Raw genomic sequence first — 15,835 nt, forward strand, 5'->3', positions numbered from 1 at the left:
GGAAGAGAAGTGGGTTAACGCGATGACGTCTTGCATTGTTTTACACAGTTAGCACACTTCCTCAAACCTCCCAGGCGAGTCCGAAGCCGAACAAACCAGGCCGTGCCGCACCCGATCGCGCGAGGCAAGCGGCCGGCTCGACGCAACGCGACGCGGCAAACGAATCCGGCGGCCCTTGCATGGGTCCGATGCGGCATGTTCCTCGACGTGCACCTCGCGCGCGCCGACCCGCTGCAAACGCACGATATGCGCCGCGCATGCATGGCACGAACCGCGTGTGCCGCGCCGTCGCGCGAATCGCTTCGTGCCGCGACGCGCCCGCAGCCGCCGCCACGCAATCAGTCATGCGAAATGCCGCGCCGTTCGCGACCACGCTGCCCCCGAACGCCAATCCACACTGTACGACGGGTCCCCCGGCCGTGCATGGCTTTCTTTACCCGTGTCGCGCTCTTCGCAACAGTCGCGCGGCCGCCCCTGCGCGCGTCGCCTCGCCCTGTCCGGCACGCGCCGAAGCGAACCGCTTCCAGGCGATCCGGTCCATCCGTCACCCCGCAGATGATCTGTCGCACCGTGACACATTTCCTATACTGGCTGCGTACATCGCAACAAGAATAACGAGGCGATCGATTGAGTCATCCACATTCTTTCGAAAATATTACGAGGCGATCGAGCCTTCCGCCGCCGCGCGGAACGGGTGGCGGATTCAGTGCGTGGCCCGTCACGACCGCCGGGCTCGCGATGCTGACGGGTTACTGGGCGTTCAAGGGCAACGGGCCGATGCTCGCCGTATCGGCGGCCTGTCTCGCCGCCGCGGGCGTGCTCTGGGGATGGCGCGTGCGGCGCCGCGCGTTCGCGCTGCCGGCCGGCCTGTTCGCCCCACCTGAACGCCATATCGGCCGCCCGCTGTTCGGCCTCGCGTGGGCCGCCGTGCTGATGCTCGGGCTGCACGCTTACGGCCAGGGTTTCACGCCCGCGCAGCCGCTGTATCCGCTGATCGTGGCGGCGGGCCTGCTGTGGACCGCCGCGGGCCTCCTGACGATGCGCTTCAGCGCGCACGCGCTCGAAAGCGCGCGGCAGTTGCGGCGCGTCCTGCTCCTGCTCGGCCTGGTGTTCGCGACCTGCGGTGTCGCGACCGGCTACGGCTTCGGATGGGCATATACGCTGCACTACGGCGACGAGACGATCCGCAGCCGCAGCGTCGTCGCCAAGTGGGTGCCGTTGCGACAATACGGCTGCGCGGCATACGTCGACTTCGACCACGGCGCGGCGCTCGCGCCGCCGCACTGCGTGAGCTCGCCGTACTGGTCGCGGCTCGCAGTCGGCTCGACCGTGCGCACGCGGCAGCGCGAATCGGCGTGGGGCAGCATCGTGAACGTAGTCGAGGCGCGCGGCCGATGACGCGCGCCTCGACGGATCAGTCCGCTCCGAAATCCGGCCAGCGATACGCGAGCAGTTGCTCGCGCGGATAGGCCAGTTCCCGCACCTCGCCGAGCTGATTGCCGCCGAACAGGTAGAGGCTCTCGGCGTCATGCCGGAGGTAGAAACCGACATGCCCCTTCCAGCTCGCCGGCTCGTCGCGCGACAGCACCACGATGCAGCCGTAGACCGGTTCGGCCAGGCCCTGCCCCCAATCGAGCCACGAGCGCGCGAGCGCCGATCCGGTGCCCGCGATACCCGCGCGCGCGAGACACCAGTTGACGAACGACGAGCACCACGAAATCTTGTCGTCGTAGCCGGCCAGACTGGTCGCGTCGTTGTACTCGACGATGCGCGGATTGGATGCGCCCGCGCCGAAGCGCGCGACGCCGCGCTCGGCCAGCGCGAACGGCATCCATGCGGCGTCGGCCATGATGCCCGTCAGCGCGGGGCTTAGCGCCCCGCTCCGTCGTGCAGCGCCGGCACGCGGACGGGCCGCGGCTCGTCGTGCTCCAGCGCCGCTTCGTCCACCGGGCCATAGACCGCGAACGGCTGCCGCTCGCACGCGGCCCAGTAGCGGTCGCCGTACGACCAGTGCCACCACTCGGACGGATAGTTGACGAATCCCGCCGAACGCATCGCGGCGACCAGCAGGCGGCGGTGATGCGCGGCCTGCGGCTCGATGAACGCGCAATGGGTATAGCACCCGCCCGACGACTCCATGTCGGTGGCGTTGGGCACGCAGCCCAGGTCGAGCGGCTCGCCGCTGCCGGCCGCGATCAGACGCAGGTCGATCGCCGCGCCGGTCGGATGCGCGGCGACGTCCGGCGGCGCGATGTAATGGCTCGCCAGCACGAACAGCGCATCGTCGCTCAGCCGGGGATGCGCGCCGCGCAGCTTGGTCAGATGACGGTTGAAATAGTCGCGCTGCGCGGCGAGCGGGCGATAGCCCTCCAGCACGCACAGCCGCACCGCGCCCGGCAGCGCGTCGCTGGCCGCGACCAGCCGCCGCGCGATCGACTCGCGCACTTTCAGGAAATGGGGACTTCGGTTCGACAGGTAACGGCGGCTCAGGTCGACCGCGATGCGGCTATCGTAATCCGTCAGATCGACGAACCGTTCGCCGCACTCGCGAAGCGCGACGTTTTTGACTTTGGGATCAGCGAGCGTAAGCATGTTCTCTCAGGGAATTTGTTGTCGAGGCTCGGCCGGCCCGAGGCCGCCGAGATCCGCCTGCCAACGACCAACTGCATCACTGCCGACTGCGTCTGAAGCCTGGGCGCGCCGCCGGCCCGACGGCGCGCAGCGGCCATTGTAGCCGCGTCGGGACCGGACAAAATTGTCGCCGCGCGCGCGTCGTCGCGGAACCGGTCCCGGCGCCCGCGCGGCGGATCCCGGCGAATCGGGCGGCGCGGCGCGCCCGCCGGCTTCCCGACTATATCGTCCGGTCTATGACCGCTATTACAATCCGCCGATAGCCACCCATTAGTGGCTGGTTACAGTACGCCGGCACTGGCGCTACAACAATTCACCACAACAAGCAACACGACAATCCGACCGGAGAACCGCCTTCATGGAATCGATCAAACGGTATTTCGGCTTCGCTGAAGCCGGCACCGACTTCCGCACCGAGATACTCGCGGGCGTCACCACGTTCCTGACCATGGCTTACATCATCTTCGTCAACCCCGCGATCCTCGGCGACGCCGGCATGCCGAAGGAATCCGTGTTCGTCGCCACCTGCATCGTGGCCGCGCTCGCGTCGCTGATCATGGGGCTGTATGCGAACTATCCGATCGCGTGCGCGCCCGGCATGGGGCTCAACGCCTACTTCGCGTACACCGTCGTGAAGGGCATGGGCTTCACCTGGCAGGCCGCGCTCGGCGCGGTGTTCATCTCCGGCTGCCTGTTCCTGATCGTCACGCTGTTCCGGGTGCGGGAAGTGATCGTCAACGGCATCCCGCGTTCGCTGCGCATCGCGATCACGGCGGGCATCGGGCTGTTCCTCGGGATCATCTCGCTGAAGACGGCGGGCGTGATCACCGGCAGCCCCGCGACGCTCGTCACGCTCGGCGACCTGCACAAGCACGACACGATCCTCGCGATCGTCGGCTTCTTCGCGATCGTCACGCTCGACTACCTGCGCGTGCGCGGCGCGATCCTGATCGGCATCATCGGCGTCACGGTGCTGTCGTTCTTCTTCGGCGACAACCAGTTCCACGGGATCTTCTCCGCGCCGCCGTCGATCGACCCCACGCTGTTCCAGCTCGATATCGGCGCGGCGCTGTCGACCGGCATCATCAACGTGATTCTGGTGTTCTTCCTGGTCGAACTGTTCGACGCGACGGGCACGCTGATGGGCGTCGCGAACCGCGCGGGCCTGCTGGTCGAAGGCAAGATGAACCGGCTGAACAAGGCGCTGCTCGCCGACAGCACCGCGATCGTCGCGGGCTCGGTGCTCGGCACCTCGTCGACCACCGCCTACATCGAAAGCGCATCGGGCGTGCAGGCGGGCGGACGGACCGGCATGACCGCGGTCACGGTCGCCGTGCTGTTCCTCGCGTGCCTGTTCATCGCGCCGCTCGCGGGCGTCGTGCCCGGCTACGCGACCGCGCCCGCGCTGCTGTACGTGTCGTGCCTGATGCTGCGCGACATGGTCGACGTGCCGTGGGACGACGCGACGGAAGCCGTGCCCGCCGCGCTGACCGCGCTGCTGATGCCGTTCACGTACTCGATCGCGAACGGCGTCGCGTTCGGCTTCATCTCGTACGGCGGCCTCAAGCTGCTGACGGGACAGGCGAAGCAGGTGAAGCCGGTGGTCTGGATCATCGCCGCGATCTTCCTGTTCCGCTACTTCTACCTCGCCGCGGAATAAACGCCGCGCCGGCCCGAGATGCTCGCGGGCCCGGAAACGACAACGCCACCCTGCGGGGTGGCGTTGTCGTTTCCGGCGTCCCGATGCCGCGCCGCTCAGCCGGTGCGCGCCGTCCGGACCGCCGCCGGTGCTGCGCCGCGCTTCGGCTTGCGGGTCTGCCCGGGCGCATCGGCGATGCGCTCTTGCAGCGCATCGATCTTCGGGCACTCGCCGGCCTGCCAGCTTTCGCGCAAGGTATCGCGCAACGCGCGCAGATCGTCGCGCTGCCGGGCCAGTGTCCTCATCAGCTGCTCGACCTCCTCCAGCCGCACGTCGAACGTCGCGAGCATGTCCGCCTTCGACAATCCGTCGTGCCGCGCGAACCCCATGCGCAGCGCATCGAGCGAAAACCCGAGACGCTGCGCCATCTGGATCAGCTTCAGCCGGTCGACCGCCTCGTCGGTATAGAGCCGGTAACCGTTCGCGCCGCGCGGCGGCGCGCTCAGCAGGCCGCTTTGCTCGTAGAAGCGGATCGCCGACGTGCTGAGGCCCGTTTTTTCCGCCAGTTCCCCGATCTTCATAGCGCTTGACCTTCAAGTTGACTTGAAACTTAGTATAGACGAATCTTCTCTTTCGACCGACACCTCGCCATGACCTCCACGCTCTTCACTCCGCTGACGCTGCCCAACGGCGCGGTACTGCCGAACCGCCTCGCCAAGGCCGCCATGGAAGAAAACCTCGCCGACGCGGGGCAACTGCCCGGCCCCACGATCCGCCGCCTGTACCGCTCGTGGGCGGACGGCGGCGCGGGCCTGATCATCACGGGCAACGTGATGATCGACGGCCGCGCGCTGACCGGCCCCGGCGGAATCGTGCTCGAAGCGCACACGCCGCTCGAACCGTTCCGGCAGTGGGCGAGCGAAGCGCGCCGGCACGGCGCGCACGTGTGGATGCAGATCAATCATCCGGGCCGGCAGGTGCTGGCGGCGATGGGCGGCAATGCATGGGCGCCGTCGGCGGTGCCGCTCGATCTCGGCCGCCACAGCAAGCTCTTCGCGTCGCCGCGCGCGATGACCGGCGCGGACATCGCCGAGACGATCGAACGCTTCGCCGCCACGGCGGCCGCCGCCGAGCAGGCCGGCTTCACCGGTGTGCAGATTCACGCGGCGCACGGCTATCTGATTTCGCAATTCCTGTCGCCGCTCGCCAACCGGCGCACCGACGAATGGGGCGGCAGCCTGGAGCGCCGCGCGCGGCTGCTGCTCGACGTGGTGCGCGCCGTGCGCGCGCGCGTGTCGCCCGGCTTCTGCGTGGCGATCAAACTCAACTCGGCGGATTTCCAGCGCGGCGGTTTTTCGGAAGACGATGCCCGGCAGATCGTGCGCTGGCTGAACGACCTGCCGGTGGATCTCGTCGAGCTGTCGGGCGGCAGCTACGAAAGCCCCGCGATGCAGGGCCGGGCCGCCGACGGCCGCACGCTCGCGCGCGAAGCGTACTTCCTCGACTTCGCGCAATCGCTGGCGAAGGTCGCGTCGCGGCCGCTGATGACGACGGGCGGCATCCGCCGGCGCGCGGTGGCCGAACAGGTGCTGGCAGGCGGCGTGGCGGTGGTCGGCATGGCGACCGCGCTTGCGGCCATCCCCGACCTGCCCGCGCGCTGGCGCGACGGCGCCGACGCAAGCGCGCCGGACGGATCGGTCGGCTGGCGCAACAAGGCGGCGGCCTCGATGGCCTCGATGGCGCTCGTCAAGCGGCGCCTGCGCTCGCTCGGCGCCGGGCGCCGCGTCACGCGCCGGTACTCGGCGGCCGTCAGCCTGATGCTCGATCAGTTGCGCACGCGCAGGCTGCTGCGACGCTATCGCGCATGGCACCGGAGCCTGGCCTGACGCTTCGCCGCGCGCGTCGCGCGGCGCCCAATAAAAAGCGAGCGCCGCCCCCGGGCGGCGCTCGCTCTGGACAGCGGTCCAGCTACCGCCAGTTTGCCTCGTAAAAACGCACGTAGCCGCTTCTCAGTACCGAACACTGCGCGCGGGTCTCGGACAGCAGCCTGCGCGCGGCGGCTTCGATGCGGGGCCGATGCGTATCGAACGCGCCGACCATGTCTTCGAAACGCGGTGACGCCGCGCCGAAATGATCCTCGAGCGCTTCCGCGGTGATCTGGCATTGGACCCGCTCGCCATCGACCATCGCCGTGAACGCGAGCGTGAGTTCGCGCCCCGAATACTCCGGCGCTTCGTTCGTGAACATGATCTGCATGGGAGCCGCCTTTTGCCGAAAGATGAAATACAAAAGGCCGCACGCACCGGTAAGGCTTTAGCGGGCCAGGCGCGCACGGGTGGACCGGTGGATGCGTCGCCCGCTGGGTATTCGAACGAACGATGCGCACCGGTTGAATTCACTTTAGTCGCTTTCCGCGCCGACTCAAAATTCCGCGCGAAAAAACCGCTTCGCGCGCATTCCTCGGGTGAATCGGGCGCGACCGGCAGCCGTGGCGGGAAGGCGGGATTCCGGCGCTAGGTCTGGTCCTTGGGCCACACGTTCAGCGCGACGACGCAGGTCGTCACGCCGATCGCGATCGCCGCCGTGCCGTAATGCAGCGCGGTGCCCTGATCGAACAGCATGCCGTGGATGGCCACGGCGATGCCGGCCAGCGCGACGAACGTCGCGATCACTGCCAGCACAACCCTGAGTTCCGTTCGAACCATGATGATCTCCCGAACGGATGCATGTCGCGGCGCATGCGTGGTGGCGCGGAACCGTCGCGTGCCCTGCCGGCCCCGGGCGAAGCGCGACGCGCGCGCGCCTCAATTTCATGATTGCAGGCAGACGCTTAAAAGCAAGGAGATTTTATTTGCGTTCGCACATGGCGCGCCGCGCTTGTATGATGAGTGTGCCCACGCCGCCGCATCCGGCCGGCCGCGCCGCCCGAGCGGGGAACACACCCTGCCGGCAGGCCTCATGGAGACAGTCATGCCTCAATCTTCCGTGCAGCCCGCCGCCGCGGGCCGCATCGATCTGCTTGCCCAGGCGCACGCCCGCTCCGTGTCGGTCGGCCTGCGTATGTCCGAGATGCCCGATTTCTCGCCGCTGTCGCGCGGCGCGCTGCGCCAGCTGATCGACGGCAGTCCGTCGCTCTACACCCATGCGCGCCCGGTGATGGACACGCTGCATGCGCAGATCGCCGACACCGACAGCCTCGTGCTGCTGACCGACCAGGACGGCGTGATCCTGCACAGCGTCGGCGACGCCGAGTTCATCGAGAAAGCCAAGCGCGTCGCGCTGTGCCCGGGCGTGTCATGGGCGGAAGGCGCGCGCGGCACCAACGCGATCGGCACCGCGCTAGCCGCGGGCCAGGCGATCGCCGTGCACGGCTCGGAACATTTCCTGCAAGCGAATCACATCCTGACCTGCTCGTGCGCGCCGATCGTCGATCCGTTCGGCCGCGTGCTCGGCGCGCTCGACGTGAGCGGCGACCCGCGCGGCTTCAGTCCCCACACGCTCGCGCTGGTGCGGATGTCCGCGCAGCTGATCGAAAACCACCTGTTCGCCAACCAATGCAGCGACGCGCTGCGGGTACGCTTTCATGCGCACGAAGAGTTCGTCGATTCGCTGTTCGCCGGCCTCGCCGCGTTCCTGCCGAACGGCACGCTGGTCGCCGCGAACCGCAGCGCGCTGTTCCAGCTCGGCGCGACGCTTGACGCGTTGCAGCATCGCGGCTGCGACGAGATCTTCGGCTTGCCGTTCGCGAAGCTCGCGCAACTGGCCGCGCGCCAGCCCGGCGCGAACGTCACGCTGACGCTCGCGAGCGGGGTGCGCGTGATCGCGCGCTGCGAGTTCGCGGACGCGCAAAGGATGTCCGTGCCGGTGCATGCGCCCTCCACGGCGCTGCACGCCGATGCCGCGCCGCCCGCCGACGATCCCGACACGATCACGTTCGCGACGCTCGACACCGGTGACGCGCGGATGGCGGCCGTGCTGGAACGGGTCGGCAAGATCCGCGGCCGCGACCTGCCGGTGCTCGTGCTCGGCCAGACCGGCACGGGCAAGGAATGGCTGGCGCGTGCGCTGCACCATGCGTCGCCGCGCCGCGACGGGCCGTTCGTCGCGGTGAACTGCGCCGCGCTGCCGGACTCGCTGATCGAGGCGGAACTGTTCGGCTACGAGGACGGCGCGTTCACCGGCGCGAGAAAGCGCGGCAGCCCCGGCAAGATCGTCCAGGCGGACGGCGGCACGCTGTTCCTCGACGAAATCGGCGACATGCCGCTCGCGCAGCAGGTCCGCCTGATGCGGGTGCTGCAGGAACGCGCCGTCGTGCCGCTAGGCGGCGCGCGCGCGACGCCGGTGGACGTCCGGGTCGTTTGCGCGACGCATCGCGACCTGCGCGCGATGATCGCGACGGGCACGTTCCGCGAAGATCTGTTCTATCGGATCAACGGTCTCGCCGTCACGCTGCCGGCGCTCGCCGAGCGCACCGATCTGGATGCGCTGGTCCGGCGCGTGCTGGCGCGGCTCGCGCGCAGCGAAGCGTTGCCGCAGCGGATCTCCGACGAGGTGCGCGCCGCGTTCGCGCGCTGCCGCTGGCCCGGCAACCTGCGCCAGTTGACCAACGTGCTGCGCACGGCGGGCATGCTCGCCGACGACGAAGCGCAGATCGGCATCGCGCATCTGCCGGACGATTTCTGGCTCGATTGTCCGCAGGCCGCCGCACCGGCCGACCGCATCGACGCCGACCCGCCGAGTGCCGCCGCCACGACGCTGCAGGAGCACCAGGCCGCGCTGCTGGACCGCGCGCTGACGCGGCACGCGGGCAACGTGTCGGCGGTCGCGCGCGAACTGGGGCTGTCGCGCAACACCGTCTATCGGCATCTGCGGCGGCGCCCGCCGCGCTGAACGGGCCGGGCGACGGCTTCGGGTATGCTTCGAGATTGTCCGCCGTCCTTCCGCCCCGTTTTCATGTCCGACTCAGAACGCTCGTTCCAGGTCCGCGTCGAACCGCTCGGCGTCAGCTTCGACGCGCCCGATTCGCTGTCGCTGCTCGAAGCCGCCGGGTTCGCGAATCTCAGGCTGCCGCGCTCGTGCCGCAACGGCACGTGCCGGACCTGTCTGTGCCGGCTGCGCGCGGGCACGATCGCCTACCGGATCGAATGGCCCGGCGTCAGCGCAGAGGAGAAAGCCGACGGATGGATCCTGCCGTGCGTCGCGGTGGCGCAGTCCGATCTGGTCATCGAGGTCGAGGGCGCATCGAGCATTTGACAAGCGCGACGCGCGTTGCGCTCGACCCGGCGTGATCGGCATCCCGCGCCGCCGCGCATGCCCGACGATACTCAATCGAACGCTCGGGCTACGCGCCTCGGCGGCGTCGAGCGCGGCATGACCTCGATCGTATCGCCCGGCGCCCCGTTCCCTGTCCCACGGCCTACTAGGCGCCCGGCTCGTCGCGCCCGGTCTTGACGCCGTCTTCCCCCTCCTGCTCGACCGTCTGCCTCCGCTCCCTTGCTTCGGCCGGCGTATAGCCGAACTCGGCCTTGAACACCTTGTAGAAGTATTTTTCATCGCGGAAACCGTGACTCAACGCGATGTCCTTGATTTTCCGCAAACCCTGCATCGGTCCGGACAACGTCCGGTGGGCCAGCGTGAGCCGTCTGCGGCGAATTTCACGCATCACGCCGTCGGTGCTCTCGAACAATTGATAGAGCTTCGCCCTGGACAACCCGACATCTCGGCATATGCGCTCGATGCCGAGGTCGGCATCCAGCACGCAACCGTCGATATAACGGCCGACGCGCTCGACGAGCAGGTCGCAAATCTGCTTGTCCGCCTGTTTCAGATGGTCTTGTGAAGGCGCCACGCTGGCGAGCAGCAAGTGAGTCGTTGCCTCCACGACATGCGGAAGATCGTCGACCGTCATCCTCGACAGATTGGTGAAGAGCGATTGCAAGTAGTCGCGCAACAGGATGCCGGCGGCGTTCGCAAGCGTCTGACCATGCAATGCTTCGGTCGTGGCGGGTAGCGTCTCGCGCGGCACGATCAGCGAAACCGCGTGACCCATTCTGCCCAGGCATTCGATCGACTGAGCGGCGTCGGTCATATACAGCTCGAACGGCTGCTTCCGACCTTCTCCCGCATCGGTTCGCCACGCGACGGTACTCGTCGCCTGGTACGTGAAGTAGTAGAAATCCGCGCCGTCCCTGAGGCGTTTCGTGTCGCGCTTTGCCCGATACCTGCTGCGTCCCGTCGGGTCGTACCAGGTCCGGCCGCCCACGAACATCGGCCCGACCGACGCCCCATCGTAACGCGCTTCGAACGGTGCGCTGCCATCGTCTTCCCGCGAGAAATCGACGACCTGGCTGAGCGACGCCCATGCATCGAGCTTCTCGCCGGCGGGCGCATCGCGCGTCGAGAAATGAAAGAGATCAAGCTGTCTGGTTTCCATCGTGCATGCCCTCTGCGGTCCATCCCAAACCAGTCGCGTCGGCCAACGGATTCCTACATTGCGGCAGCCGCTCTCCCTGGCCGGAAGACGTCCCCTACTTCACTGGACGTCGCCGAACCAGTCCTTGACCGTGCCGTTGCCGCTGTTGAACTCGAATTGCATCGTCGCGGACTTGGCCGGTCCGCTCTGCGAGTTCGCCATCTGTCCGGCCGCGCTCGCCTGGGCCAGGAGTCCGGCACCTGGAATGAAACCCGCGGCCATGCCGGCCATCGACAGCAACTTGCTGCCCTGGCCAGGCCCGTGGACGTTGGAGTAGACCCAGACATCTTTCTTCAACTGAGGAAAGCTCTGCTTCTGGAACGGTGCTCCGAACATCTGCGCGATATCGCTCTCGGTGGTCTGTCCCGGGACGACATGCGCCTTGAGATAAGCACTATCGAAGGGAGAAGGGCCGCTTGCGCTGTCGCCGCCGATACCCGCGCAGGCGGTCATGCCGACGCACAGACTGATACACACGATTTCGCGAAACATGTTGAATTCCTGAAGAGTTGCAAGTGGGGCGTGCAGAACAGATCGCCTGTTGCCTGGACGAATCAAATGGCTCGTGGACGGCCTCACGGCGCCAGGCCGTGAAGCAGCGGCGAGCGGTCAAACCATGCGAGCGGGTTGTGCCTGTAGAAAAGCGAGGACCGGCAGCCGTCCTCATCCGATTCAATGGGTTTCATAAAAATCTCTCTTCGTTCAATCGCCAACCGGCACTTCCCTGCTGTCCAGCGAAACCGCGCCCGACATCCAGCGCCTGTCGGGCAGATCCGCTGCCCGACCTCTCGCCCGAGTCGTTCCATCGACAAGCCGTCAGGACACCCATGGCGTGCCGCATTGAAGAAGCGCCATGTCTTATTCATAAGCATTACTATTTATCTAGATGAGAAAGCCCCCTGTTGGACTGTCATCTGCCGATCAGGCGTCGCCCACCGATACGGGACAGCGGCCGGCACGTCCCGAAGCGCCATCCAGCGCCTGCGGGCTCTCGGTCCGGGGCAAGGAGTCAAGACCGCACCGGTGAAACTCCGGACCTCGGCGAAACCCCATTGCGATCCCGGCCCATCGCATGCGCAGTCGACACAGGTGTTTCGCGGCGAGTCGTCCGGGACGGACAGGCATCATCAAACCCTCATTCGCCCTGGCGTCTAGAAAAACGCTTCTTATTCATACCGTTCAAAACATGTGCAGCAAGTAACGATGGGCATGGGTGATTTTTAAAAAAACCGATATTAATGAATAACCGTTTGGCCCACCCATCGGGATACAGGACAAGAGACAAAGTGGCAGCCCCTCAAACCGTCGGCAGACAGACCATGACCATCTCGCTCAACGTTTCCCCATTTCTTATCTTTATCGGCGCACGATGTCGGTATTTTAAATGACTCGCTCGGACTACAAAGTATCTCCGCGTCCAAACAAGGTGGAATTGCGTCCTAACCAGTCCGAATGGACCACCGCCCATCACACCCTTTACGAATCAAACCTACAAATACCATTCAAACATCAGGTGTCTTACAAAGCGAAGGCAAACCATTGTTCATCCAGGGCTCCCCTTCGCACATCGCCCGGTCGGATCGATTGTCGCAGCCTGCATGGCGTCGAGATTCGGCTGACGGAGATCAGCGCCGACGCCACGCTTTCTTGCCGGTTCAACGTTCGATACCGATGACGCGTCACCAAAAGAAGCGCACGACGGATGGCTGCGTGAAAGCGCGTTCTATGCCGTATCAGCCATTCCCCCTGACGGAGGAAGGTTCGACGTATGCAGGCAGGCACGCGGCCATTGCCTCCAGCACGCGAAAGGGACGCGGATCGCTCAACGGGAGCCGGTCCATCTTGTTGGCGGCATACGCGAGCGTCGTGCGCGCATCCATGTCGATGAAAACCCATGAGCAGCCGCCCCCGCCCCAATGGATCGTGTTCGGATTGGGCAGCTCCATCGCGAGCAGCGGCCCCGGCAGCGCGAAGCCCAGCCCGAAACGCGCCGGCGGCAGGTGGCTCATCACGAGATCCGGTCCTTCGATTTGCTGCCGCAGCGCTGCACGGCAACCCGCGTCGGACATGAACCGGTGCCCTTTCGCCACCCCGCCGTTCGCCAGGATGCAGTGGATTTCGGCAACCGAGCGGGCATTGCCGAAGCCGTTCACGGCGGGAATCTCGGCGGCCCGCCACGCCCGGGTGCGAATGGTGGCCGCGGCATCGAACGGCATGTTGAAGTAGGTGGCGGCCTGGATCTCGCTGAACGCCGATTTGTCGACGGGCTGCGACGACGGCGCCCACGGAATGGTTTCCGCCACCCGGGCATCCTCGGAAGCCGGCAGTCCGATATGAAAATCCGCGTGCAGGGGCGCCGCGATTTCCTCGCGGAACACCGTGCCGAGCGACCGGCCGGTTATGCGCCGCACGACCTCGCCGATCAGGTACCCGAAGGTCACCATGTGATAGCCGGAGGCGGTCCCCGGCTCCCACAGCGGCGCCTGCGCGGCCAGCAGCGACGTCATCTTCTCCCAGTCGTAGAGATCGTCCGTCTTGAGCGGCGTCGTCCAGCCGGACAACCCGGAGGCGTGGCTCATCACATGGCTGACCTTGATCCCGGCCTTCCCGTTTGCCGCGAACTCGGGCCAGTAACGCGCGACCGGCGCGTCGAAATCCAGTTCGCCCCGGTCCGCGATCAGCAGCGCCGTCAGTGCGGTCATGGTCTTCGTCGTGGAGAAAACGCTGGCGATGGTGTGCTGTTCCCACGGCCGGGTCTGCGCCGCATCGGCGGACCCGCCCCACAGATCGACGACCGTCTCACCCTCGACCGTGACGCAGCATGAAGCGCCGACATCCGCACCGCTCGACAGGTTGCCCGCGAAGGCGTCGCGGACCGCGCCGAACTTGTCCGCTGCATATCCGTGAATCGTGTGTTCCGGCATCACGTGTGTTCTCCTTGTCGGCTGGCGTCGGGCAACCCGCGAGCGATGGCGAGCACGGGCCTGCGCGCGACCCGCGCGTTGAAGTTAGGCGGGAATCCCGAGGAAATCCACTTTCTTTTCACGCTGTCGCATGAGCCTGCTCCGCAGCGGCGGAAACGCCGCGCTCGTCTCGTCGAGCGCGATTGACGCGCGTCACCCGTGCGGTCCTCCGCCTCCGGCAATCCCCCGCGCATTCGCGGCTGCGCGAGCCCGATCGCGGGCGTCGGCGACGACGCGCGATCGAGGCGCCGCGATCGCACGCGCGTCGATCGGCAAACCGCATGCGTCGCGCGGTCCGGGCGACGTTCGGCCGAAACGGGAACGGGAACGGGTCGGATCGTGCGGAAGGTGCGCGCAAAAACACGAAGAAAACAGAACCAAAAACCGATTTCAATTCAAGTACACTGCAACGGCCCCAAGCCCATTCAACCGAGTCATTTCAAAAGAGAAACGCGATGACCGAGTGGACGAAACGCTTTCTTTGCCTGGCCTTGAACGCGGCCATGTGGTTGACGGCCATGGGCGTGCTGCTCTTCATCATCGGCAGCCATGACAAAAGCTCCTTTTTCCCCGTCCTGCTCTTTACGGTCGGGGGCGTCGGCGCGGTACTGGCCAACTATCGCAGGCTGTCTGAAATACCGGAGCAGATGGCCGACATCAACCTCACGCTTCGGCGCACCGCCATTGTTCAGATCTTCGTATCGCCCTTCATAGGCGGCACATTCGCGTTGCTGCTATGGATGCTGTTTTTCAGCGGAATTCTGCAAGGCAGTTTGTTTCCGGTCATCGAAGGCGCGGACCAGCTCTATAGCAATTTCCATGACCTGATGGCGAATACGCATCCGTATTCGTACGTCGATGCGGCGAAGGGGGTCGTGTGGGCGTTTGTCGCCGGTTATGCGGAACGCTTCGTCCCCAACGTCATCGATCGGATAGCGAGCGATGCCGAGGCGAAAACCAAAGAGGCGCCCATACGGAATGCCGACCAGCAGGATGGATGAGCGCACTCGCTCGCCGTACTCGCGGCGGGCCGCATGGGCCCGTTTTCCGACAGCCTCGGCAGGTCGGTCAAAGCGTCAGGCCGCCGGCGGCACGTCCGCTTGCGTCAACGAACGCCGCTCGCCCGCCCCGGCTTCGCCATGCCCCACCGCGTCGTTCGCCGGCGCATCCGCCAGCCCGGGCAGCACGGCCGGTGAAGCCGACGACGGACGCGAGGCTTCGTCGCGCAGGAACGCCACCAGCGCATCGAGCAGCCGATGCGGTCCCAGCGGACCGCGACGCAGCACGAATTGCCACGACGCGGGACGGGACAGTTCGGGGAACAACCGGACAAGCCGCCCGCTGCGCAGCTCCGGATCGATCAGCGGCGAGCGGCCCAGCGCGATGCCCGCGCCGCCGAGCGCCGCGCCGACCACCTGGCTGAAGCTGCTGTAGCGAACGATCTTCGTCTCGAAATCGTCCGGCAAGCCGAACTCGCCGGACCAGTTGCGCCAGTCGATTTCCGGGCTGTTCTCCTGCATTTCCTGGAGCAGCCGGCAGCGGCACACCGCCCGCGACGCGAACGGGAACAGCTCCGGGCTGCATACCGGAAACACGCTTTCACGCAGCAATACCTCGTCGTCCGGCCGCGCATCCTGCCGGGCCACGTTGACGATCGCGAGATCGATGTGCTGACTCGAGAAATCCGGCTCGCCTTCGAGAACGATCGCGTGCAGCGGGATTTCCGGGTGCCGCGACGAGAATTCGGCCAGGCGGCGTGCAAGCCACATGGCCGAAAACGGCGCGTTAGCGGATACCGTGAGCCGTTTCGCGCCGCCGCGGATCTCCGTGCAGGCGTCTTCGAGCAGCGCGAGCGCGCCGGTCGCGGCCGGCAGCAGCCGCGCGCCGGCGGGCGTGACGCGAATACCGCCCACGCCCGTGCTGCGCTCCAGCAGCCGCGTGCCGAGCATCTCCTCGAGCGCGCGGATCTGGTGGCTGACCGCGCTGGTCGACACGTTCAGCTCGGTCGCGGCGCGCGCGAACCCGCCGAGCCTGACGGCGGCTTCGAAGGCGCGCAGCGCGTTCAACGGTGGGAGATGGGACATGCGGGGTATTGTAGGTTATTCAACACCCCATGAAAATTCATCTTTT

At 66.5% G+C, this 15,835-nt stretch carries 15 protein-coding genes; 6 read left to right on the forward strand and 9 right to left on the reverse strand.

All coding sequences use genetic code 11. The annotated features are described in order from the left end of the window. Window positions 1–738: 738 nt before the first annotated feature. Window positions 739–1,398, forward strand: a complete 660-nt coding sequence (locus RZR99_RS12290; protein ID WP_323120037.1) for a hypothetical protein — start codon at window positions 739–741, stop codon at window positions 1,396–1,398. A 16-nt stretch (window positions 1,399–1,414) separates the two neighbouring features. On the opposite strand, the gene RZR99_RS12295 is transcribed toward RZR99_RS12290, so the two are convergent. Beyond that, complete coding sequence (locus RZR99_RS12295; RefSeq protein WP_323120038.1) at window positions 1,415–1,849, reverse strand: NlpC/P60 family protein; 435 nt, start codon at window positions 1,847–1,849, stop codon at window positions 1,415–1,417. A gap of 20 nt (window positions 1,850–1,869) precedes the next feature. Further along, window positions 1,870–2,592 (reverse strand): M15 family metallopeptidase, encoded by a 723-nt coding sequence (locus tag RZR99_RS12300; protein ID WP_323120039.1) that lies wholly within the window; start codon window positions 2,590–2,592, stop codon window positions 1,870–1,872. Window positions 2,593–2,989: 397 nt separating this feature from the next. Between RZR99_RS12300 and RZR99_RS12305 the strand changes: the two genes are divergently transcribed. Further along, the gene (locus RZR99_RS12305; protein WP_323120040.1) at window positions 2,990–4,291 is read left to right on the forward strand and encodes an NCS2 family permease; all 1,302 of its coding nucleotides are present in this window, start codon (window positions 2,990–2,992) and stop codon (window positions 4,289–4,291) included. Window positions 4,292–4,386: 95 nt separating this feature from the next. On the opposite strand, the gene RZR99_RS12310 is transcribed toward RZR99_RS12305, so the two are convergent. Beyond that, window positions 4,387–4,851, reverse strand: coding sequence for a MerR family transcriptional regulator (locus tag RZR99_RS12310; protein ID WP_323120041.1), 465 nt, complete (start codon window positions 4,849–4,851; stop codon window positions 4,387–4,389). A 69-nt stretch (window positions 4,852–4,920) separates the two neighbouring features. On the opposite strand from RZR99_RS12310, the gene RZR99_RS12315 reads away from it, so the two are divergent. Further along, window positions 4,921–6,156 carry an NADH:flavin oxidoreductase/NADH oxidase family protein gene (locus tag RZR99_RS12315; RefSeq protein WP_323120042.1) on the forward strand — a complete coding sequence of 412 codons (1,236 nt, stop codon included), beginning with the start codon at window positions 4,921–4,923 and terminating at the stop codon, window positions 6,154–6,156. An 82-nt stretch (window positions 6,157–6,238) separates the two neighbouring features. Here the strand turns inward: RZR99_RS12315 and RZR99_RS12320 are convergent, their stop codons facing one another. Both RZR99_RS12320 and RZR99_RS12325 read right to left on the reverse strand, forming a co-directional pair. Beyond that, window positions 6,239–6,526, reverse strand: a complete 288-nt coding sequence (locus RZR99_RS12320; protein WP_323120043.1) for a DUF1488 family protein — start codon at window positions 6,524–6,526, stop codon at window positions 6,239–6,241. Between the two features lie 257 nt (window positions 6,527–6,783). Continuing rightward, window positions 6,784–6,975, reverse strand: coding sequence for a DUF2964 domain-containing protein (locus RZR99_RS12325; RefSeq protein ID WP_323120044.1), 192 nt, complete (start codon window positions 6,973–6,975; stop codon window positions 6,784–6,786). 265 nt (window positions 6,976–7,240) lie between these two features. Between RZR99_RS12325 and RZR99_RS12330 the strand changes: the two genes are divergently transcribed. Together RZR99_RS12330 and RZR99_RS12335 are read left to right on the forward strand one after the other, a co-directional pair. Beyond that, window positions 7,241–9,160, forward strand: a complete 1,920-nt coding sequence (locus RZR99_RS12330; protein ID WP_323120045.1) for a sigma-54-dependent Fis family transcriptional regulator — start codon at window positions 7,241–7,243, stop codon at window positions 9,158–9,160. A gap of 63 nt (window positions 9,161–9,223) precedes the next feature. Continuing rightward, entirely contained in the window at window positions 9,224–9,523 is a 300-nt protein-coding gene (locus tag RZR99_RS12335; RefSeq protein WP_323120046.1) for a 2Fe-2S iron-sulfur cluster-binding protein, read from the forward strand. A gap of 166 nt (window positions 9,524–9,689) precedes the next feature. On the opposite strand, the gene RZR99_RS12340 is transcribed toward RZR99_RS12335, so the two are convergent. From RZR99_RS12340 to RZR99_RS12350, 3 genes are all read right to left on the reverse strand, one after another. Further along, the gene (locus RZR99_RS12340; RefSeq protein WP_323120047.1) at window positions 9,690–10,703 is read right to left on the reverse strand and encodes an AraC family transcriptional regulator; all 1,014 of its coding nucleotides are present in this window, start codon (window positions 10,701–10,703) and stop codon (window positions 9,690–9,692) included. A 99-nt stretch (window positions 10,704–10,802) separates the two neighbouring features. Further along, window positions 10,803–11,234, reverse strand: coding sequence for a hypothetical protein (locus tag RZR99_RS12345; protein ID WP_323120048.1), 432 nt, complete (start codon window positions 11,232–11,234; stop codon window positions 10,803–10,805). A 1,241-nt stretch (window positions 11,235–12,475) separates the two neighbouring features. Beyond that, window positions 12,476–13,666: a serine hydrolase domain-containing protein gene (locus RZR99_RS12350; protein ID WP_323120192.1), complete on the reverse strand. Its 1,191-nt coding sequence runs from the start codon at window positions 13,664–13,666 to the stop codon at window positions 12,476–12,478. A 494-nt stretch (window positions 13,667–14,160) separates the two neighbouring features. On the opposite strand from RZR99_RS12350, the gene RZR99_RS12355 reads away from it, so the two are divergent. After that, complete coding sequence (locus tag RZR99_RS12355) at window positions 14,161–14,706, forward strand: hypothetical protein (RefSeq protein WP_323120049.1); 546 nt, start codon at window positions 14,161–14,163, stop codon at window positions 14,704–14,706. A gap of 75 nt (window positions 14,707–14,781) precedes the next feature. Here RZR99_RS12355 and RZR99_RS12360 read toward each other — a convergent pair whose 3' ends face one another. Beyond that, entirely contained in the window at window positions 14,782–15,789 is a 1,008-nt protein-coding gene (locus tag RZR99_RS12360) for a LysR family transcriptional regulator (protein WP_323120050.1), read from the reverse strand. Window positions 15,790–15,835: the final 46 nt, after the last annotated feature.

Source organism: Burkholderia alba, from assembly GCF_034721475.1.
GTDB lineage: Bacteria > Pseudomonadota > Gammaproteobacteria > Burkholderiales > Burkholderiaceae > Burkholderia > Burkholderia alba.